Source organism: Aquimarina sp. TRL1 (assembly GCF_013365535.1).
Classification (GTDB): Bacteria; Bacteroidota; Bacteroidia; order Flavobacteriales; family Flavobacteriaceae; genus Aquimarina; species Aquimarina hainanensis.
The window spans coordinates 3,321,673-3,341,335 of the sequence record NZ_CP053590.1 but is presented as its reverse complement, the minus strand read 5'-3'; the positions used below and the strand labels follow the sequence as shown (position 1 = coordinate 3,341,335).

The following is a 19,663-nucleotide window of genomic DNA, read 5'->3' as shown; positions in this document are numbered from 1 at the left end:
GACGATGCTTTACAAAAGCATTAAAAAACTGACATCTGTTCTGATCTGGTGTCAGTTTTTTTTATGCGCATCAATTTCTTCAAGCGCCTGATAAATATTTTCGTAATAAAACTGAAATCCGTTCTTTTCTATTTTGGCATTAGAAACCCGCTGACTACTTACCAGTAATACGTACATCTCTCCCAGTAAAAGCCGTAGTACAAACTCAGGAACATTCGGTAACAGTATTTTTTTACCCAGCTGACTCGCTATTGCATAGGTGAGTTTTTTATTAGATATCGGATTAGAGGCTACTGCATTATAGACTCCTTCTAATTTCTTTTCGTGAACAAACAGAAACATTCTGGCTACGTCTTTTAAATGAATCCAACTCTGCCATTGTGTTCCTTTCCCTATTACGGCTCCTACTCCTTTTTCTATTGGTTTTGCCATTTGAGGTAAAGCGCCTCCTTCGTGAGATAACACCAAACCGATCCTCAAAATGCCTAATCTCACCCCCAATGTTTTGAAGCCTTCTACTGCTTTTTCCCATTTTTGTACTACATCTGAAAGAAAAGTTGAATCTCTCTCCGTACTTTCTTCCGTATAGTAGTTTTGGGATGAACTTGGATAAATCCCTATGGCACTGGCAGCAATCACTTGTCTTACCTGATGCTTTTGTTGCTGCAATGTGCTTATTAATAAATTTGTCGTTTCTACTCTACTGGATTCGATTCGCTTTTTATAAGAAGTAGTCCAGCGCTTTCCTATAGTTGCTCCTGCCAAATGGATAATCGTCGTCACTCCTTCAAAACAGGACGAATCAATTTCTTTAGTATCGGGATTCCAATAAAACCCCTGATAATTTTCTTTTCCAGTCTTTATTTTATTTTTACTCGTGGTAAGATAATTCACATCCATCCCTGAATCATGGCATAACCTCACAATTTCCTGACCGACCAACCCCGTAGCTCCAGTAATTAGAATCCTCATTAAGTTAAGTTAAAGTTGAGTAAAAATACTACTTCCTTTTATGAAAAGCTGCCTCTTTATTATAGGTTTAACACAATTCTTCTGAAGACAAGCTATCTGTAAAAAATATTATTTTACAGCCCGTAACATTTCTCTCTTACCAGGAGGTCCTGGCAGTCTTTCTACCGAAAAACCTACTTCTTCCATTGCTCTTCTTACACTTCCTTTGGCTGCATAGGTGACCAAAACACCTCCATCCCGTAAGGCTGCAAACATTATTTCGAAAATCTGAACTGTCCACAACTCTGGTTGTACTCTCGCTCCAAAGGCATCAAAATAAATCAAATCATACGACGCTACATCTTTTATATCGCCAAACAACATTTGTTTTTTAGTCAAAGAAAAAGTATCTGATACTTTTTTTTCTTTTTCCCACTCACATTCATGAAGGCTCATAAAAGTAGCCTGTTCATGAAGGGCTTCTAATTGTTGAGCATAATTTAGTTTCTCAATTTCATCCATTAGTACAGGATACGCCTCAATTCCAACATACTGGATTGCTTTCCCGCTTTTTTTACTTTCTAAAAACGTAATAAATGCGTTAAGCCCTGTTCCAAAACCTATTTCCAGAATGGCTGTTTCCTCCTTTTTTTCTTTTTCCCATATATACTGAAGCCCACTTTTAATAAATACGTGTTTTGCTTCATTGATAGCTCCGTGTTTGGAATGATACTGTTCATTAATTTCGGGAAGATGAATCGTTACTGAACCATCTCCCGTAATGATAATTTCTCTTTTAGTTTTATGCTCCATTAACTCTTTATCAAAACTCCATCAGCTACAAAAGAATATGTCTTTTTAGGAGTTGTTATTTTTGCTATTTCATCTTCACTTTTACCTGCATCACTTGCCAGATGGCGTTGTTCTTCTACAGATACCTCTGTTACAAACGCTTTTCCTTTTACGATTACTTCTTTGTTTTCGATATCCATAGGAACAAAAAAACCATAGTCTTTAAACTTTACCATGTTCTCTTCTTTATCATCAATAGCAACTCTCATCCAGCAACCTTTGACTTTACACACACTATTAACCGTACTTTTATACATCATAGCAATAGTATCTCCCTCTTTCATCTCATGATATTGGGCAGCCAATTCATCCGGTGAAAAAACAGTTCCTTTTTCTATTTTTTGTCCATATGCCTGATATTGCTCCAGGGGTAAGTTTTCTATTAAGTTTTTTCCTTTTGTATTCGTGTTTTTACAAGCATATAATGTCACTACTCCGAATACCAATACTATAAATTTTCTCATATTTTTTGTCTATTGTCGTATTTGGTAAAATTAAGCAATTCAAAAAATTATTAATTACGTAGAAAAAGGTATTTTTGTGTCAGATTAAAATTGGCTATTTCTTTTTTAATCATTAAATCGTAATAAACATTTATTGAGTTTATTACACTTTTCACAACCTAAAAAATAGTTAATCGGATGAAGAGTTCAACTCAACAAGCAATTGAAATCACCAAAGCAAATGAGTCTAAAATCGGACAAGTAGACTTTGAAAACCTAACTTTCGGTAATATTTTTACAGATCATATGTTTGTCTGTGATTTTATTGACGGAAAATGGCAAACTCCAAAGATCACTCCATATGCGCCGCTCACTCTTGATCCTTCTGCTCGTGTTTTTCATTACGGGCAAGCCGTTTTCGAAGGAATGAAAGCTTATAAAGATGACAATGGAGATACCTTTTTATTCCGACCAGATGAAAATTTCAAAAGAATAAACAAATCTGCCGCACGTCTGGCAATGCCCGAATTCCCTGAGAATTATTTCTTTGACGGATTAACGGAGTTACTCAAATTAGATAATGAATGGATCAAACCTGGTTTTGGAAATTCATTATACATCAGACCTTTTGTAATTGCTACGCAGGCAGGTGTTTCTGCTTCTGAAGCAAATGAATACAAGTTCATGATTATCTGCTCTCCTGCTCAGGCATATTATAGTGGAGATGTCAGTGTATTGGTGGCTGAAAAATTTAGCCGTTCCGCTAACGGAGGAATTGGATATGCTAAAGCTGCCGGGAATTATGCAGCTCAGTTTTACCCTACGAATTTAGCAAAAAAAGAAGGGTATCAGCAGGTTATCTGGACTGATGCTGACACGCATGAGTATATGGAAGAAGCGGGAACTATGAATGTTTTTTTTAGAGTAAACGACACCCTGCTTACAGCTCCAACTAGTGATCGAATATTGGATGGAATTACACGAAAAAGTTTAATCGATATTGCTAAGAAAGAAGGGATTTCTGTAGATGTCAGACCTGTAAAAGTTAGCGAAATTGTGGCAGCTGCCAAGGATGGAAGTCTCAAAGAAATTTTTGGTGCTGGAACAGCCGCTGTTATCAGCCCTGTCAAAGCTTTTGGATACCAAGGAAACCACTATGAACTCGAAAAACAAGAGAACTCCTTTGCTTCCTTGTTTAAAACAGCTTTGATGAATATTCAATACAATAAAGCAGAAGATCCATTCAACTGGAGACATAAAATATAAACAATAACTTTTGTTATTACTGTAATTATAAAACCCCTCCTAGGAGGGGTTTTATAATTCTTGGTTATCGAAACTTATATGCTTCGAGGTTCTCTTCTCTCCCAAGAGTACAATACCATTTCGTGTATAATGCTATTTTTTATCAACGTAATTATTTATCTAAAATAGCTTTGATATCAGGTTTGAAATAATTAGGGCCTTTTAATACCTTACCGTCTTCCCGATATATTGGTTCTCCATCTTCTCCTAACTTACTCATATTACTGCGTTGAATTTCATCAAATACTTCTTCGATCTTATGTTGTAAACCATGTTCTATAATCGTCCCGCACAAGATATATAACATATCACCCAACGCATCTGCAACCTCTACCAGATCTCCATCTTCTGCTGCTTCGAGATATTCTTCATTCTCTTCTCTCATCAAATCAAAACGCAATTTGTTTTTTGCAGACCCCAAATCTGCCATGGGTTCATTCTTATATCCGATCTTAAATGCTGTATGAAAATCCTGAACTGCCTTTATTTTATCCTTCATCCGTATCTTTTTATGAGTTATATTTGCGGTAAAATTAGCAAAATATGTTTAGTACAGGTCAATTAGTATTTGCCGGATTTTTTGTCATTGCATTTATCTTGCTTATGATTTTCAGTTATAGAAAAGATATTCAACTACACAAAAAATACTATAAGGGTACCTTATTTATTTTGGCTGGATTTATCGTTTTTATCATACTTCTCTTTGGTTTAAAGACGTATCTACATCCATAAACTAGCTGAAATCCCCTGATCATTAGTACTGTTTATCCTATTATTTTATAGAATCCCCATCACTGGGTATGGAATATGTGCAAAATTTTAAGGATTTTTATCCTTTTACAACACATTAAATTCCAATACTATGAAATCAAAATTTTTACTTTATGTATGTATTGTTTCCTTTTTATCCGTTACCGGATGCAATATCTTTCAAAACGAAGACAATGACAATAAAGACAAAAAACTTCTCGCCCTGAAAGAAGCGCTTGCGAATTGTCAGGAAAACACTAGTTTCCAAACGAATTTTCGTCGATTAGCCAGTGATTTATCTATCAGTAGAAAAAGAGACAGTGTCACACAGGACAAAATTGTTTTTAACCTGGACTTAACCCACAAAAAACCACAAATTGTACATCTGAGCTCTGACCCGGAAAAACTACCTTTTATGTTGGTCTGTACTATTGACGGAACCCCTGAAGGGACGGAACATTTCAAAATTACCAAGCTTCACTTAGCTGTACGTTCTATTTTTGAAGATCCAGCTACTTATTTCACTATTAGTTCCATTTCCAAGCTTGTTCCTGCACCAGAAAATAAAGGATATGATTATTTTCTTCTTGCCGATATTGATCTAAACACCCCCACAAATGCTCCTAATGCCAGCAGATCTGTATCCCTGGATATTGACAATCAAACCGTAAAAAAAGGAGAGCATATCGATATCAAGCTTTCTGCTAATGCATTAAAAAGAACATTGGATGGGCTGTCTGATAAAATAAACAGTTCGTATATTGATAAAGATTTTATAACCAAACTAGATAAGCGATGCTGTAATGGAGTAATCTGTTCCGTAAAACTTATGATGTAAGTACACTATATACTAAATGAAGACTAAGGTTAATTTCATTATTATACTCTTATGCGTTGGGATTTCCACATCGTACTCCCAGAATAATGATGAAATTAACCTTCTTAAAAAAATACTCTTCCACTTAAAAAATAATAACATTGAAAATGTAGAAGAGCAATCGCAACGCATTACTTCCCCTTTCATGCAATCTTTTGTTGACTGCGAATTGCAATTTGTAACTTTTCAAAAAATTCAATCTACTACTTTTGATCAATTCCGATCTATTTCTCCTACTGATCAGAATCAACAAATTTTATTTCACATTGCATATGGAGATTATCTATCGGGTACTGAAAAATTCTCTGATGCCAGCATTATCAAGCAATATGAAACGGCTTTTCATATGGCAAAAGCACATGACAAAGAGATCTTAGCTGCTGAGGCAATCCGACGGATTTGTAATTATTTTTTTAAGACTCAAAAAAACATTTCTTCTTTAGAAGAGGCACTTACAAGGTACAAGCATTACTTATATGATCCCTATGAACAGTACAAATACAATTATTATTCTCTGGGGCTAAAAATGCAACAAAACTATGCTACGGGGAAAAGTGCTCCTTCTACCAAATTCAGCACCCTTATTCACCTTGCCAAAAGAACAGCTAATCCTATCCTGATCGGAGAAGCTTTGCAACTTACCGGGAGTTATTATATGATATTTCATCAAAACAAAGACAGTACAACCCACTATTATACGCTCGCCAGTAACTCATATGCTCATTGTTCCAACCTCAGTTGTAATATCAAATCATACGGTTTAGAAATTAACCGGGCGATTTTACTATTTGAAAACAAAGAATACAAACAGACGATCGCAAAGTTAGATAGCCTCCGAGCAAAAAAACTCCCTTATCAAAACTTACAAGAGCGATTAAGTGTATTTCAATACCTAAAAAGCGCACACCTTCAGCTACACAATTACAAGCAAGCATACCAAGCTCAGGAAATAGAAAAAAGAATTCAGGACAGCCTGGATCTTACCAAACATAAAATTGCCATTAATGACATTCAGACATTCTACAAAACCAAAGAAAAAGAACACGAAAACCTACAGCTAAAAAAGGACAAAAAAAACTTATTACTCCTTTCGGGAATACTTCTATCACTAGGACTCTGTATTATTTTTCTGTTATATAAAAACATGCTTCGGAAACAAAAAATCGCAGCTCAAGAACGAGAAATTGAAGTCCAGCGAATTGATAAAATACTGAAAGAACAAGAGCTACAAACTATAGATGCTATGATCCTCGGACAGGAAAAAGAACGCCAACGTATCGCAAATGATCTACATGATGATCTGGGGAGCACTCTAGCTTCTGCAAAACTTCATTTTCAGCACTTACACAAGAACATACAAAACCCAAAAATAAAAGATAAAGAAGCCCTCTTTACACAAACAAACCTCCTTTTAGAGGAAGCTTATCAACAAGTACGAACAATTGCTCATGAAAAAAACAGCGGAGTCATGGCTAATCAAGGGTTACTCCCCGCTATAAAACAGCTGGCAAAAAAAATCTCAGCTGCTAATAAACTTCAGATTACAGTACAAGATTATAATTTAGAAGAACGACTAGATAACACGTTGGAAATTTCTATTTTCAGAATCATTCAGGAATTGATTACCAACACAATAAAGCATGCTGATGCTACAGAGGTAGACATTTCTCTAACGAATCACGATGCATTACTCAATATTATTGTAGAAGATAATGGCAAAGGTTTTGATGCCACTATACTTCCTAACAAGGATGGAATGGGGTTAAAAAATATAGAAAAACGCGTCGAGTATCTGGAAGGTACTTTCGAAATAGATAGCACCCCCCATAAAGGAACTAATATTATTATAAACATTCCCATATGATTACAGTTGCCATTGCAGAAGATCACCAATCACTTATCGACGGCGTTACTCTTCTATTGAAATATGAAGAGGAGATTAGCGTAATCGGTATGGCTAATGACGGAGAAGCATTATTAGACATTATCAGAAGGAAACAACCTATGGTTGTCCTGACCGATATTCGAATGCCAAAAATTGATGGTATTGCTGCTACTTCTATCATCAAAAAAGAATACCCTCATATAAAGGTTATTGCTTTTTCTATGTTTGATCAGGAAGAAGCCATACGACAAATGTTTGAGGCTGGTGCTTCTGGCTACCTCCTAAAAAACTCCCCTTTGGAAGAAGTATTAATCGCCATACAAGAGGTTGTCAAAGGAAACACCTATTATGATGAAGCTATTGACATCTCTTCTATTCTGCCAACAACAGGTCATAAAACTAAAAAACAATTACTTTCTAAAAGTGAGCGTCAAATTCTAACACTGATAGGGCAAGGGAAATCTTCTTCAGAGATTGCAGCGATTCGATTTAATTCCGTTTCTACAATTGAAACGCATCGCAAAAATATCATCCGGAAATTGGGTCTGAAAGGCAAGGGGGAATTACTCAGGTATGCGATCGAGAAAAAATACGACTTTGAGTAATCCACCCTCCTCTAAGCAGGCTATTATCCAAGTCAAAATACTCATTACCTCCTGATATAAAAAAAACATCCCCGGCTATACCAGGGATGCTTTAAAAAAATAAGTAATACTATAATTAGTTCACTTCTGGTAAGAAGTTATATTGTTTACTATATTCCAGCATTTGTGTCACAAAATCCTTAGGTTGTGTCACATTAATCTTTACGATTTCTCCATTTTCATCCTTTTCAGGAACCAATACCGGGTTTACAAATCCACTATACGGTGCAGAAGTGAATTGCTCATTGCGTTTTAACACCTCGGCATGAATTTTCTGATCAACTTTTACTCCATATCCTTCTACTAACTCCTGAGCTGCTTTGAAATCTCCTTCGGATTTGATTCGCTGTGTCTCTCTTAGTAATCTTCCGAATATCTCGCGAAGTTTTTGATAATCTTTGATATCGAAATATGTCTTCCCATCTTTGGTTACTTTTTCGATAACCCCTTCTTTTTTGCCTTGTTCGAATGCCCAGGCACTTACCCACTGCCTGTTTCGCATATGTGCTTCTTCCACATCATCCCCAAGATTCAATCGAATTAATTGTGTCATTAACCCATTACGGATATATCCATCATATGCTGCTTTTCCTACTTTTTCCCAATCAGTAACCAGACCTAATTCCTGTAATTTTGGGTCCATCAAATAGTATAATCCTACTAAATCTGCTCTACCTTCTTCCATTGTAGATGCATAATTCTTTAATGTTTCTTTAGTCTCTCCTACTCCCGGGTTTAGTTTCCCTGACGCATGTCCTATTACTTCATGTAGTGCCGTATGCAACTTATCTGCCAATTGTCCATACTCCTCTTCTAATTTGTATTCTTCTTCGTCATGAACAAACTCTTTTAACCTTCCGGATCCTCCTGCATTATTATAAGCATGGATGATATTCCCTAACGATACAGACTTAGATCCTACAGCCGCTCTAATCCAGTTCGCATTCGGTAGGTTTACTCCTATTGGAGTACTTGGAGATGCATCTCCTGCTTCTCCTGCTACCGCTACTACCTTATAAGATACTCCTACTACTTTTTCTTTTTTATGCGCATCCATCAAAGGAGAATTATCTTCAAACCACTGTGCATTATCTGATAAAACTGCCATTTTCTCAGACATATCAAAATCTTTGATCTGAATAATACTCTCGTAAGAACCTCTATATCCTAATGGATCATTATACACCTCTATAAAACTATTTATATAATCAATATTTCCTTCTGTTGCCGCAGTCCAAGCTACATTATAATCATCCCATGTTTGCAGATCTCCTGTTTGATAATACTTGATTAACAAGCCCAGAGCATCCCCCTGTGCTTTGTTTTCTGCAACTCCTTGTGCTTTTTCTAACCAGAAGATAATTTTATCTATTGCAGTTCCATATAATCCTCCTGATTTATACACTAATTCTTTTAGTGTTCCGTTTTCCTTCACTAATTTTGAGTTTAACCCATAAGACAATGGCTTATCTGGATTAGGAGATTTCATTTTCTTATAAAATGAAACTACATCATCATTAGTTACTCCCGGACCATAAAAATTAACCGCGGAAATCGCTACATTATCTACATCTTTTGCCTGATTTACCTTTTTATTATCTGCATCGTTAAAAATAACATCAACTGCCTCTTTTACCAAGGTCGTCTTTGTCTCTGTCAATAATCCAGTTAGGTATTCTTTTGTAAATTCTGGCTTTATCTTATCATTGCTATAATGATGATGGATTCCATTAGAAAACCAAACGCGTTTCAGGTAGGTTTCAAAAGCACTCCACTCTTCAGTACTTTTATCTCCTGCATAAGTTGTATAGATATTTTCCAATGCCTTGCGAATAGAAAGATTATATCTATAATTCTGATCCCACATAATATCTCTACCGCTTAGACCAGCCTGAGTTAGATAGTATACTAATTTTTGCTCTTTAAGAGATAATTTATCCCATCCCGGAATTTGATATCTCAATATTTTCAGGTCTGCAACCTGTTCTACAACGTAGTTAAATTTATCTTCAACTACTTCTTCTTTTTTTACTTCTGGTTCAGCGACAGCCTCTGTTGCTTTAGTATTAGGATCATTCTTACAAGCTATCAGCGCGCTACCGATAGCTACGGAAAATAAGATCTTGGTAAGCTTCATATATTAGTTTGTTTTATATTTTTGGCAAATGTAACAAATTAATAGGATGTCAAAATTGATTATATTAGCTCTGTAATTAATTTTAACTTAACTAACTCTAAATGAAAATTATTAAATATCTATTCTTTCTTCTACTTCTTATAGTTATAGGAGGTTCTGTATATATCGCTACTATTGACGGGGAATATCAAATAGAAGAAAGTAGAATAATAGATGCTCCTGATGAATTAATCTTCAATACGGTTAATGAATATAAGACCTGGGAAAAATGGGGACCCTGGATGGACATGTCTGATGATCTGATCATGAGCTACCCCAATCAAACTAGTGGAGAGAATGCTTCATATAGCTGGAAAAGTGAAACTCAGGGAGACGGAAGTATGAAAACTGTAAAGATAGCTCCTTTCTCCAGTATCGATCAAAAAATAACCTTTATTACTCCTTTTGGAGAATCCGGAAGTGATGTTTATTGGAAATTCGAAAAAATTGCTCCTAAAAAAACTAAGGTATCATGGGGTATTAAAGGAGAACAATCCTTTATGGAAAAAGCTTTTTGGGTAACTCAGGATAGTACCCTATCTGCCAATATTCGTCCTATGTATAAAAGGGGGCTAGAAAAATTAGAGGCCTATATGCAAAAGCAAATGGATGTATATACCATTAATGTAGATGGAGTTACAGAGCATAATGGTGGGTATTATATGTATAGTGCTACAGCTTCTTCTATTACCGGAATTGTCCCTAAAATACAGGAGTTATCACAAGCGGTAAAAACCTATATTCGAGAAAATGAAATTCCACAAACCGGAATGCCATTTACCCTCTACAATGAGTATAATAAAGAACAAGGAACAGCTATATTTTCTGTTGGAATACCAACAAGAGATCAGGTAGTTGTTCCTAATGAAAGTACAGTACTATGCAATTCTTTACCTCAGCAAAAGGTAACAAAAATAACCTTGACAGGAGATTATAAAAACCTAAAAGAAGCCTGGGAAGCCGGTCTTACCTACATGGCAGAAAACAATCTCGAGATGAATGAAGAGTCTCCTGCTTTTGAGGTATACCGAATTAACCCGGATCTAAATCCAAACCCTGCTGCATGGGTTACCGAGATCTATATCCCGGTTAAGTAAAATCGATCCGTAAGATGATCGTATTTCGGAGTTTTCCGGAATTAGTATATCAACAATATTCAACTGCTTCCTGGTATTCATCAGGAATGCGATACCATACAGACTCCGTGTTACTTTTGGTTAGTAACATGGAGTTTTGCTTTTCTCTATACAAACGTTATTCTTTCTGAACTACACTTTTCAGATACTCTCTCTTTATTTTTTTAATAGCCTCCTACCAACTAACGATAATTATAGTTAGTATTGTCGTAAATTTACACCAGATCAGCATAGTTTTTTTTTAGAAAACTGCTTCGATGCTGACATACATAGTTATAGTAATTATGAGGGCAATCCTTACAATATTTACATCTTGATTATTGAGTAAGCAGTACATATAAAAGCGAAAAACATGAAACAATTACTATTGGTATTTATTGGAGGAGGAAGTGGTAGTATTGCCCGATATTTATTAGGGAAACTTCTAAATACATCTTCATCACCAATTCCCTATGGAACATGGACAGCAAATGTTTTAGGCTGTTTTTTTATCGGATGTATTCTAGGGTATTTATTAAAAAACAACCCTGTTGCTTCTCAAAGCATCGCTTTACTATTGGCTACTGGTTTTTGTGGTGGTTTTACTACTTTTTCTTCTTTTGCCTATGAGAATCAGGTATTTTTAAAAAATGGGGATATTACATCTTTCGCACTCTATACGTTCGGATCTGTCATCCTGGGAATGGCTGCAGTATTTGCTGGTATATTGATCGCCAAATTCTTTTAGTGCTCTTCTGAGCGAAGATATTTCTTAACTCCTACTGGAATCTCTATCTCCAGATGGTTTTCTACGGGAGGAACAGGACAGGAATACCTATCGTTATAACAACAATACGGATTATACGATTTATTAAAATCCAATATCAGTTCATTTCCTTCTGGAATTTTCAAATCGATAAAACGTCCGCCTTCATAGGTAGTTTTTCCATTGGTCATATCCGTATATGGAAGAAATAAATAATCTTTATATGCTTCCTGAGTAACCAGCATTTGATTCTGATATACATTTAATATGTATTCTTTATCTTCTAATTGAAAATGCACTTCTCCATATTTTACATAAATCGGTTCCCTATTGGTGGTGGTCTTCATTACAAAGGGAGTTTCATAGGGAGTTCGGACAAATGTGGCTTGTACAGAAAAGGAAGGATCAATTTTGAAAAAATCCAGATTCTTAAAATTTTCAAAATCTTCAGATGGCAACGGTGACATTTCTTCTGACGCAAATTTTTCATTCAACGCTGACTGAAATTTCAGCACATCCTCAACCACAGTTGATTGCTGTGCTATTCCATTAAAAAAGAGAATAATAAGCCCGTAAAAAATTCTGTACACCTCTATTTTTTTTGCAAAAATACAAACGTTTCCCAAAAGCGAACGTTAATTTTATCTAAAATTAGCGTTTTTTTAATTTTTTTAATGCTAGTTTTGCAGGATAAATTAGTTCAATTAATAAAATCAAGGTGATGTTTTAGCAAAAAGTATAGGATGTTCGAATTATTGTTTTTGACTTTATCGTTCTATCATTCTATACGTACTAAAAGCAATTCTTACCATCTTTTGTTTATTCTTTGAAAAGCTAAAAAACCATAAGTCTCCCCTTTACCTTATTCATCTTATTAATAAACGATGTAAGTAGTCTTTTATCTCAAAACTTCATTGACTAAAATCGTTTGTGTTGAAAAAATTACTACAAAACTACATGGATTCTTTTTCCGGGCTATCAAAAGAAGTATGGTGGCTGGCATTGATTACATTAATCAACAGAACCGGGGCTATGGTGATTCCGTTTTTATCATTATATCTTACGGACAGCCTTTGTTTTTCCCTGGAACAGGTAGGGTGGATCATGACTAGTTACGGTTTAGGATCTCTATTTGGAGCTTGGTTAGGAGGAAAACTAAGTGACTTAATCGGGTATTACAAAATTATCCTTACATCTTTATTCCTGACGGGAATTTCATTTATTATCATTCAGTACTTTACTTCTTTTTGGAGTATCTGTATCAGCTTTTTTATACTTATAGCGATTGCTGATACTGCTCGTCCGGCATTTTTTGTTGCCTTAAGTGCATATAGTAAACCTGAAAACAAAACCCGATCTTTAACCTTTATCCGTCTCGCCATAAATCTGGGATTCGCAATGGGTCCGGCTCTGGGAGGAATTATTATTGCGACTATCGGATATCAGGGGCTTTTCTGGGTTGATGGGATTACCTGTATCATCGCGGGATTAATTATGATTAAAACATTGCACCCCAAGGTTGCAAAAGTATTAGATAAAGAAAAGGTAATTGAGAACCCTATCTCTCCTTATAAGGATACTACTTATATCATTTTCCTTATCGCACTGGCATTGTTTGGATTTATTTTTGTCCAGTATTTCTCGACAATTCCTCTGTATTACAAAGAAGTACACTTACTATCAGAAAAGACAATCGGGCTTATTCTCGCATTAAATGGTGCTTTAATTTTTGTGTGTGAGATGCCACTAATTGCTTACCTGGAGAAAACAAAATTCACACAGGTACAAAGCGTAATGAATGGTTTTATTCTTACAGGAATTAGCTTTATTCTACTATTAGTATCTCCATGGTTTGGCATACTTATCATAGGAATGGTTATTGCGACTTTGGGGGAAATGATTGCATTTCCTTTTGGGAATGCCTTTGCTCTAAAGCGTTCTAAAAAAGGACGTCAGGGGGCTTATATGGGGCTCTATAGTATGTCTTTTTCTTTAGCACATATCTTTGGACATAATACGGGTATGCAGCTTATAGAATCATATGGATATGATAATGGTTGGATATTTATGGGAGTACTTGCTTTAATAGGTTCAGTACTATTAGTAATTGTACGTAAAAGAGAACATAATGAAAAAAGCATTCCTAGGGCTTAGGAATGCTTTTCTTAGGGGTCAAATTTCGTACTCTCTTTAGGTTCTATGCCATAGCACAGCATGTCACTTCTAATGTCCTCACACGCTATTCAGCCCTTTTTTGTATTCCAAAATTAACATTCATAAGATTCATGAAATACGTCTGTATCAATGTTAATCTTGCTATACGTTGACTATGAAACAAATATACAACAAAGCTTTCTCATTTTTGTAAGCATTCCACATAAGTTATTAACAAAATGTCGATAAAATGCTATTTTATATCGTTTAAGTGCTAAAAATCACTTGTAAACCTTATAAAAATGACTAAAAAACCCAATCTAAAAATGGATTGGGTTTTTTGGGATAAATAACGTACTCTCTTTAGACCAAATGCCATAGCGTTGCACTTCACTTCTAATGTCCTCACACATTATTTACCCTAAACCGTATATAAATCAATATCTTCGCACTTATCGTCATAAGTTCAAAAAAATGACTTAACAGAAAGTTTTACAGTATCTTATTAACTGGTTCAAATATAAATAGTTAGATACGGTTTTTCCGTAATCACAAACCAATAACATAAAAAAACATCGATAAAAAACATATTTTATCGATGAAATGCAATTTTAATTTTTCTATTATGATTATTCCATGCAGACTTTGCATTCGTTTTTATGCTTTCTCTCTCCTATTAATTTACCTTCTTTATTGACCTGATAATCACAACAATCAATAAATCCTTTTTTTACCAATTCTCTACCTCTTTGAATTTTTGATTTTATCGTCGATAAAGGGCTGTTTAGTATTGTAGCAATTTCTTTAGCTTTCATTCCTTTTATATCAGACAGATATACAACTTTTTTATATCGTTCTGGTAAGGTACGTATTATTCCGGGCAGACAGTCTTTTTCGGTATGCTCATGTATTGTTACTTCTTCTGCTAATTGTACAGTATCTATAGGTACAGGCAGGGCTTGTTTTTTAAAGAAATCATATATCCCATTTCTTGCAATCGCATATATCCAGGCTCTGATTTTTGTCTTATCTTTTACCTTTCCAATTTTCAAATGTACTTTTATAAATGTCTCCTGAATTAAATCTTCGGCAACATGAGTATCATTTACCTTTCTTCTTATAAAAGAGGAAATTTCATCTTTATATGTATTCCAAATTTGTGTTGTACTCATAGTATAGTAAGAACACAGCTTTATCCTATTGACAAAGCTGTGTGATTTTTTTAATTAACAATTACATGCATGACAGTTACAATCGGCACAGCTGCATCCTTCACAATTTCCTTCCTGGCAAGATGCACAGTTACAGGTACATTTATCTATTTTCATTTTAAGTATTTTTAAAGTTCATATAGTAGACTCAAAAAAACCAAAAAAGACGCATTTATTTTTATTTTTTTCAAAAAAAAGCCACCCACAGAATCTGAGGTGGCTTATCTTTTATCTTGTACTCTCTTTAGTTTTCCCATACTAATGTCCTCACACAAGAAATATAAACTTATCACTATTTATAAAACAAATCTCATGCCAAATTACATCCTGAAAAATCATTCCTTTCCTTTTTTGAATGGTAATTTTTTTCCATAGGTTAAGGACTTCCACAACCATTCTAAAGGACCGTACCTAAAAAAATGCAGCCATATTGTAGTGTACAATAATTGCACTCCCCATATTACCAATACAGTATACAATAAAAACACCCGATCAACTTTGCCATAATACCCCAATCCATACCCATAAAACAGAAGGGAACAAATTACGTTCTGCAAGATGTAATTAGTAAAAGCCATCCTTCCCAGATTACTCAATCCTTTTCTTGCTTTTTTAAACAAAGACGATTGAATACATAAAATAAGTATACATATATATGTGTATGCCATTACCATTGAACTTATATAAAACAAGATATATACAGAGGTAGAAAACATCGCATAATCAAAATTACTATCCAGGTATAAATACACACTCAACACGCTCATAGGCAACCCAATAGCCATGCTAATAATCAGATCATTATAGTATCTTTTTTTTGACAATTTTCCTGTTATAAACCCTGTTTTTACGAGCCCCATACCGATCATCATTAATCCACTAACTCTCCAAAAACTATAGGTATAGAAGGAAGTAGTTTGATAATATAGTGCTTTATTAATCCTTTTAGGTGTTTCTTCCCACCATGAGCCGGAAAACTCCTTCAGCTGATTTGTAATACTTTCTTTACTAGGGTTCCAGAACTCTTCGGGAATGTCTACTGTCGCTTTTTGAATGTAAAATTTATAGATATCAGGAAGTAGTAGCCCTATTAATATACTCCCTCCTATCCAGAATATTATTTTTGGAGACAAGTTTCTCACCCCATATACTACCAGTCCGCAAAGTGCATAATTCACTAAAATATCTCCCCACCAAATCAGATATGCGTGTATACACCCAAAAACAAGTAACCAGAACATCCGCACATAATGTAGTTTAGTTGCTTCCCTACCTTTCTTTTTATTAACGGTATACATCAGAAAAACCCCTGCACCAAATAATATAGAAAACAAGGTCATAAAACGCTGTTTTACGAACGTATAGGATATAATCCACAGCCATTTATTTGCACCTGAAAAGTCTCCGTAAATAATCGGTTTATATCGTTCTATCGTCAGGGTTGAGAAATAATGAATATTTATAATTAATATTCCCAGAATGGCAACTCCCCTTAAGACATCTAATGATTCTATTCGCTTATATTCCATATATCTAATCTGTATTTTCTACTCGAAAAAATGGACAATTACTCTTTTATTGTTTACGATTTCGTTTCATTCGAATATAGGTTTCGTATCGTTGTAACTCATCTAATACTTTAGGGGCTAGTATTACAAGACCAATCATATTAGGCACTAACATTGCAAAGATCATCGCATCCGAGAAATGGGTTACTGAGGTAAGGCTTGCTGCTCCTCCAATAATGACAAATACACAAAAAATACTTTTGTACAGGTATTCCATTTTTTTTGATCTTCCGAATAAAAATGACCAGGCTTGATATCCATAATAAGACCAGGAGATCATGGAAGAAAATGCAAACAAAATCACAGCAAAAGACAACACATATGGGAACCATGAAATTCCACTTTCTAATGCTCTGGCTGTTAATAATACTCCTTCTGCGTCCGAGATACTACTACCTACAGTTATTTGATTTGTAATAACCAATGCCAACGCTGTCATGGTACATATAACTACAGTATCTATAAATGGTTCCAACAATGCCACCAGTCCTTCACTTGCAGGGAATGTTGTTTTTACGGCAGCATGAGCTATAGAAGCTGAACCTACTCCTGCTTCATTAGAAAAAGCACCTCTTCTCAACCCCTGAATCAATACTCCTATAAATCCTCCACTAACCCCTTTTGCTGTAAACGCTCCATAAAAAATTGTTTCTATAGCTGTTGGTATTTCTCTATAGTTAATTCCGATAACAGTAATGACAGCCAATACGTACATCACGACCATAGCCGGAACGATTTTATCCGTGACACTGGCTATTTTTTTAATCCCACCAATAATTACAATTCCTACTAAAACTGCCATAATCAATCCAAAGAACCACCCTCTGTTATAAACAATACTATGTTCTCCTCCGGTTACATGTTCAAAGAGCATAAATGCCTGATTAATCTGAAACATATTTCCTCCTCCAAAAGAGCCTCCTATACACATTACAGCAAAGACAATCGCTAACACCCGCCCTAACTTTTTCATTCCTTTCTTTTCCAAGCCTTTTGTCAGGTAATACATAGGACCTCCAAAAACAGTCCCTGCTGAGTTAATCTCTCTATAAGACACTCCCAATGTACATTCTACAAATTTGGAAGCCATTCCAAGAAAACCGACAAGAATCATCCACAAGGTAGCTCCTGGTCCTCCTATTGACAATGCGATAGCCACCCCTGCTATATTCCCTAAGCCTACAGTTGCAGACAAAGCAGCTGTCAATGCCTGAAAGTGACTTACCTCTCCTTTTTCTTTCTCATGATGTTCTGAAGCATCATATACGCCCCGGACCACCTGAATTGCTGTCCAAAATTTGCGAATATTAATCCCTCTAAAATAAATGGTAAAATACGTGGCTCCCAATAGTAGTACTACCAAGGTCCAAGGAATTCCTACCTGAGATGTAATAGGGATTTCGGCAAAAATTGCATCCGAAAACCACGAAGTTGCTTCCTGAAAACTCTCATTAATTTGCGCATCTATGGTAGGCTCCTGATAAGCTTTTGCATACCCTTCTGATCCCCCCAAAAAAAGAGCAACAACAGCAGTAAAAAAACGTGTCATATCAAATTTCATCTTATAAAATTTGACACAAATATGCCCTTACCTCCATATATTCAAAAGGTTACTCCCTACTGTTTTTTCATAAACACTAGTACTTAAGTATATGCTTACTCATCCGATTTTAATGATATGGTGGCATGTTCTAATAAATTGTGTTCTACCGCAAATGCAATGAGTTGCTCTTTTCCTCCTGCTCCACTAATATTTAGTATTTTTTTAATTTGATAAATATGTGCCTGGAATCCATCAACACTTATACGCATTGCCTCTGCTATTTCCGTATACGACTTATCACTACCACAAACTCCTAAATTACCTAAAACTTCTTTCTGGCGATCCGACAATACAATCCTCGTTGCTTTTTCTAAATCCCTAACCTTTTCTATCGCTTCTCTTCGCTTTTTCTGCAACATGTCAATAGTAGAAAGGTGGCTTTCATTCGCAATTCGCAACTGTCGTATCTCTTTTACCAGTTTCTTTTTCTCTCCCTCCAGCTTCCCAATAGTACTTTCTTTTAGTTCTTTTTCTGAAAGAAATTTCCAGCTGTATAACAAAATAGAAAACAATAAGATAAAAAGGATTTTATAAGATAATGCGGTTGTTACTCTTACTAATGCCCAAAATTCTGGGGATACAATCTGATCAATCTGATTCTGAGGAATAATTCTAAGGGTGACCGCTACAATAATCAATAAGAACAATGCAAAACATGGAAGGTACATAAACTTCATTTTTCTATTGATAAATGCTTCTTTTAACTCATTGAGCAATGAGAAAGCTACCACCACAGAAATAGGAATGTCTATTCCCCAAATAAAACTATTACTAATCGCCTGATTATTATAAGAAGCCATTATAAAAACAAAAGTGATCATCATGAGAATCCCTCCAAAAAATATAGAAAACTCCCGCTCAGAAAAGCGTTCTACCATTCGAACAATGATATTTCTTCTTTTATAATGCTCTATAGATGGTAATGACAGTAGAATAAATAATGAATTGACCAATGAGAAAAGAACTCCGAAATAAATAACAATTTTATCCGTGATTTGCATCCTCAATCCATATATCAACACCAGATTTACTAATGCTCCAATTCCCCATGCCCATATAGCTAATCCAAACCACTTAATTCCATCCACTGTTCTCATGGGGTCTTTCCGTTGTTTCTCTTTGTGATAAATTCGCTGTATCACAAAAGCAGTTATCAAACATGCAATTGCTGTTACTGAGTTTTCTAGTATAAAATGCAACATTCTATCTGGTGTTTTTTTTATTCATGCGCTACAATCTTTCCCTCTGTAGAAAATAAAAATAATACTATTTATCATTTGAGTTTACTGAAATACACATACGACAAAACCCGTTTCAGGAGTATATCTATAGATCTACTAACAGCTAGTTCATATATAAATAT

Annotated in this window: 17 protein-coding genes; 7 read left to right on the top strand and 10 right to left on the bottom strand. The window is 35.2% G+C overall.

Going from position 1 to position 19,663, the window contains the following annotated elements; genetic code table 11:
• Positions 1-51: 51 nt before the first annotated feature.
• From HN014_RS13530 to HN014_RS13520, 3 genes are all read right to left on the bottom strand, one after another.
• Positions 52-972: a TIGR01777 family oxidoreductase gene (locus HN014_RS13530; RefSeq protein ID WP_176029387.1), complete on the bottom strand. Its 921-nt coding sequence runs from the start codon at positions 970-972 to the stop codon at positions 52-54.
• 108 nt (positions 973-1,080) lie between these two features.
• On the bottom strand, positions 1,081-1,764 hold the full coding sequence (gene mnmD, locus HN014_RS13525; protein ID WP_176029386.1) for a tRNA (5-methylaminomethyl-2-thiouridine)(34)-methyltransferase MnmD: 684 nt from the start codon (positions 1,762-1,764) through the stop codon (positions 1,081-1,083).
• Positions 1,764-2,267, bottom strand: a complete 504-nt coding sequence (locus HN014_RS13520) for a DUF4920 domain-containing protein (protein ID WP_176029385.1) — start codon at positions 2,265-2,267, stop codon at positions 1,764-1,766. Before HN014_RS13520 ends, mnmD begins: the two co-directional genes overlap by 1 nt.
• Positions 2,268-2,444: 177 nt before the next feature.
• Here HN014_RS13520 and HN014_RS13515 point away from each other — a divergent pair, with 177 nt between their 5' ends.
• Positions 2,445-3,512: a branched-chain amino acid aminotransferase gene (locus tag HN014_RS13515; protein ID WP_176029384.1), complete on the top strand. Its 1,068-nt coding sequence runs from the start codon at positions 2,445-2,447 to the stop codon at positions 3,510-3,512.
• Between the two features lie 151 nt (positions 3,513-3,663).
• Here HN014_RS13515 and HN014_RS13510 read toward each other — a convergent pair whose 3' ends face one another.
• Complete coding sequence (locus HN014_RS13510; protein WP_176029383.1) at positions 3,664-4,050, bottom strand: nucleoside triphosphate pyrophosphohydrolase family protein; 387 nt, start codon at positions 4,048-4,050, stop codon at positions 3,664-3,666.
• Positions 4,051-4,413: 363 nt separating this feature from the next.
• Here HN014_RS13510 and HN014_RS13505 point away from each other — a divergent pair, with 363 nt between their 5' ends.
• The 3 genes from HN014_RS13505 to HN014_RS13495 are packed head-to-tail and all read left to right on the top strand — an operon-like array spanning position 4,414 to position 7,668.
• A complete protein-coding gene (locus HN014_RS13505; RefSeq protein WP_176029382.1) occupies positions 4,414-5,139 on the top strand; it encodes a hypothetical protein in 726 nt (241 codons plus the stop codon).
• 16 nt (positions 5,140-5,155) lie between these two features.
• Positions 5,156-7,042 (top strand): sensor histidine kinase, encoded by a 1,887-nt coding sequence (locus tag HN014_RS13500; protein WP_176029381.1) that lies wholly within the window; start codon positions 5,156-5,158, stop codon positions 7,040-7,042.
• Entirely contained in the window at positions 7,039-7,668 is a 630-nt protein-coding gene (locus tag HN014_RS13495; RefSeq protein ID WP_176029380.1) for a response regulator transcription factor, read from the top strand. The genes HN014_RS13500 and HN014_RS13495 overlap by 4 nt, the downstream gene beginning before the upstream one ends.
• Before the next feature lie 115 nt (positions 7,669-7,783).
• Here HN014_RS13495 and HN014_RS13490 read toward each other — a convergent pair whose 3' ends face one another.
• Complete coding sequence (locus tag HN014_RS13490; RefSeq protein WP_176029379.1) at positions 7,784-9,844, bottom strand: dihydrofolate reductase; 2,061 nt, start codon at positions 9,842-9,844, stop codon at positions 7,784-7,786.
• 101 nt (positions 9,845-9,945) lie between these two features.
• Here HN014_RS13490 and HN014_RS13485 point away from each other — a divergent pair, with 101 nt between their 5' ends.
• Entirely contained in the window at positions 9,946-10,980 is a 1,035-nt protein-coding gene (locus tag HN014_RS13485; RefSeq protein WP_176029378.1) for a GyrI-like domain-containing protein, read from the top strand.
• Between the two features lie 391 nt (positions 10,981-11,371).
• Positions 11,372-11,746 (top strand): fluoride efflux transporter CrcB, encoded by a 375-nt coding sequence (gene crcB / locus HN014_RS13480; protein ID WP_176029377.1) that lies wholly within the window; start codon positions 11,372-11,374, stop codon positions 11,744-11,746.
• Here crcB and HN014_RS13475 read toward each other — a convergent pair.
• The gene (locus tag HN014_RS13475; protein ID WP_254884006.1) at positions 11,743-12,354 is read right to left on the bottom strand and encodes a DUF1684 domain-containing protein; all 612 of its coding nucleotides are present in this window, start codon (positions 12,352-12,354) and stop codon (positions 11,743-11,745) included. The two genes, crcB and HN014_RS13475, sit on opposite strands and share 4 nt — an antisense overlap.
• Positions 12,355-12,697: 343 nt before the next feature.
• On the opposite strand from HN014_RS13475, the gene HN014_RS13470 reads away from it, so the two are divergent.
• Complete coding sequence (locus tag HN014_RS13470) at positions 12,698-13,918, top strand: MFS transporter (RefSeq protein WP_176029376.1); 1,221 nt, start codon at positions 12,698-12,700, stop codon at positions 13,916-13,918.
• A 629-nt stretch (positions 13,919-14,547) separates the two neighbouring features.
• On the opposite strand, the gene HN014_RS13465 is transcribed toward HN014_RS13470, so the two are convergent.
• The 4 genes from HN014_RS13465 to HN014_RS13450 form a co-directional block, all read right to left on the bottom strand.
• Entirely contained in the window at positions 14,548-15,090 is a 543-nt protein-coding gene (locus tag HN014_RS13465; protein WP_176029375.1) for a sigma-70 family RNA polymerase sigma factor, read from the bottom strand.
• A 374-nt stretch (positions 15,091-15,464) separates the two neighbouring features.
• Complete coding sequence (locus HN014_RS13460; protein ID WP_176029374.1) at positions 15,465-16,658, bottom strand: DUF418 domain-containing protein; 1,194 nt, start codon at positions 16,656-16,658, stop codon at positions 15,465-15,467.
• Positions 16,659-16,704: 46 nt separating this feature from the next.
• Positions 16,705-18,258 (bottom strand): sodium:alanine symporter family protein, encoded by a 1,554-nt coding sequence (locus tag HN014_RS13455; protein WP_254884005.1) that lies wholly within the window; start codon positions 18,256-18,258, stop codon positions 16,705-16,707.
• 95 nt (positions 18,259-18,353) lie between these two features.
• Positions 18,354-19,502, bottom strand: coding sequence for a hypothetical protein (locus tag HN014_RS13450; protein ID WP_254884004.1), 1,149 nt, complete (start codon positions 19,500-19,502; stop codon positions 18,354-18,356).
• Positions 19,503-19,663: the final 161 nt, after the last annotated feature.

What these genes read in the sequence shown, in the direction of transcription:
- HN014_RS13530 (WP_176029387.1), bottom strand. Translation starts at nt 972, where the DNA reads ATGAGGATTCTAATTACTGGAGCTACGGGGTTGGTCGGTCAGGAAATT.
- mnmD (WP_176029386.1), bottom strand. Translation starts at nt 1,764, where the DNA reads ATGGAGCATAAAACTAAAAGAGAAATTATCATTACGGGAGATGGTTCA.
- HN014_RS13520 (WP_176029385.1), bottom strand. Translation starts at nt 2,267, where the DNA reads ATGAGAAAATTTATAGTATTGGTATTCGGAGTAGTGACATTATATGCT.
- HN014_RS13515 (WP_176029384.1), top strand. Translation starts at nt 2,445, where the DNA reads ATGAAGAGTTCAACTCAACAAGCAATTGAAATCACCAAAGCAAATGAG.
- HN014_RS13510 (WP_176029383.1), bottom strand. Translation starts at nt 4,050, where the DNA reads ATGAAGGATAAAATAAAGGCAGTTCAGGATTTTCATACAGCATTTAAG.
- HN014_RS13505 (WP_176029382.1), top strand. Translation starts at nt 4,414, where the DNA reads ATGAAATCAAAATTTTTACTTTATGTATGTATTGTTTCCTTTTTATCC.
- HN014_RS13500 (WP_176029381.1), top strand. Translation starts at nt 5,156, where the DNA reads ATGAAGACTAAGGTTAATTTCATTATTATACTCTTATGCGTTGGGATT.
- HN014_RS13495 (WP_176029380.1), top strand. Translation starts at nt 7,039, where the DNA reads ATGATTACAGTTGCCATTGCAGAAGATCACCAATCACTTATCGACGGC.
- HN014_RS13490 (WP_176029379.1), bottom strand. Translation starts at nt 9,844, where the DNA reads ATGAAGCTTACCAAGATCTTATTTTCCGTAGCTATCGGTAGCGCGCTG.
- HN014_RS13485 (WP_176029378.1), top strand. Translation starts at nt 9,946, where the DNA reads ATGAAAATTATTAAATATCTATTCTTTCTTCTACTTCTTATAGTTATA.
- crcB (WP_176029377.1), top strand. Translation starts at nt 11,372, where the DNA reads ATGAAACAATTACTATTGGTATTTATTGGAGGAGGAAGTGGTAGTATT.
- HN014_RS13465 (WP_176029375.1), bottom strand. Translation starts at nt 15,090, where the DNA reads ATGAGTACAACACAAATTTGGAATACATATAAAGATGAAATTTCCTCT.
- HN014_RS13460 (WP_176029374.1), bottom strand. Translation starts at nt 16,658, where the DNA reads ATGGAATATAAGCGAATAGAATCATTAGATGTCTTAAGGGGAGTTGCC.
- HN014_RS13455 (WP_254884005.1), bottom strand. Translation starts at nt 18,258, where the DNA reads ATGAAATTTGATATGACACGTTTTTTTACTGCTGTTGTTGCTCTTTTT.
- HN014_RS13450 (WP_254884004.1), bottom strand. Translation starts at nt 19,502, where the DNA reads ATGTTGCATTTTATACTAGAAAACTCAGTAACAGCAATTGCATGTTTG.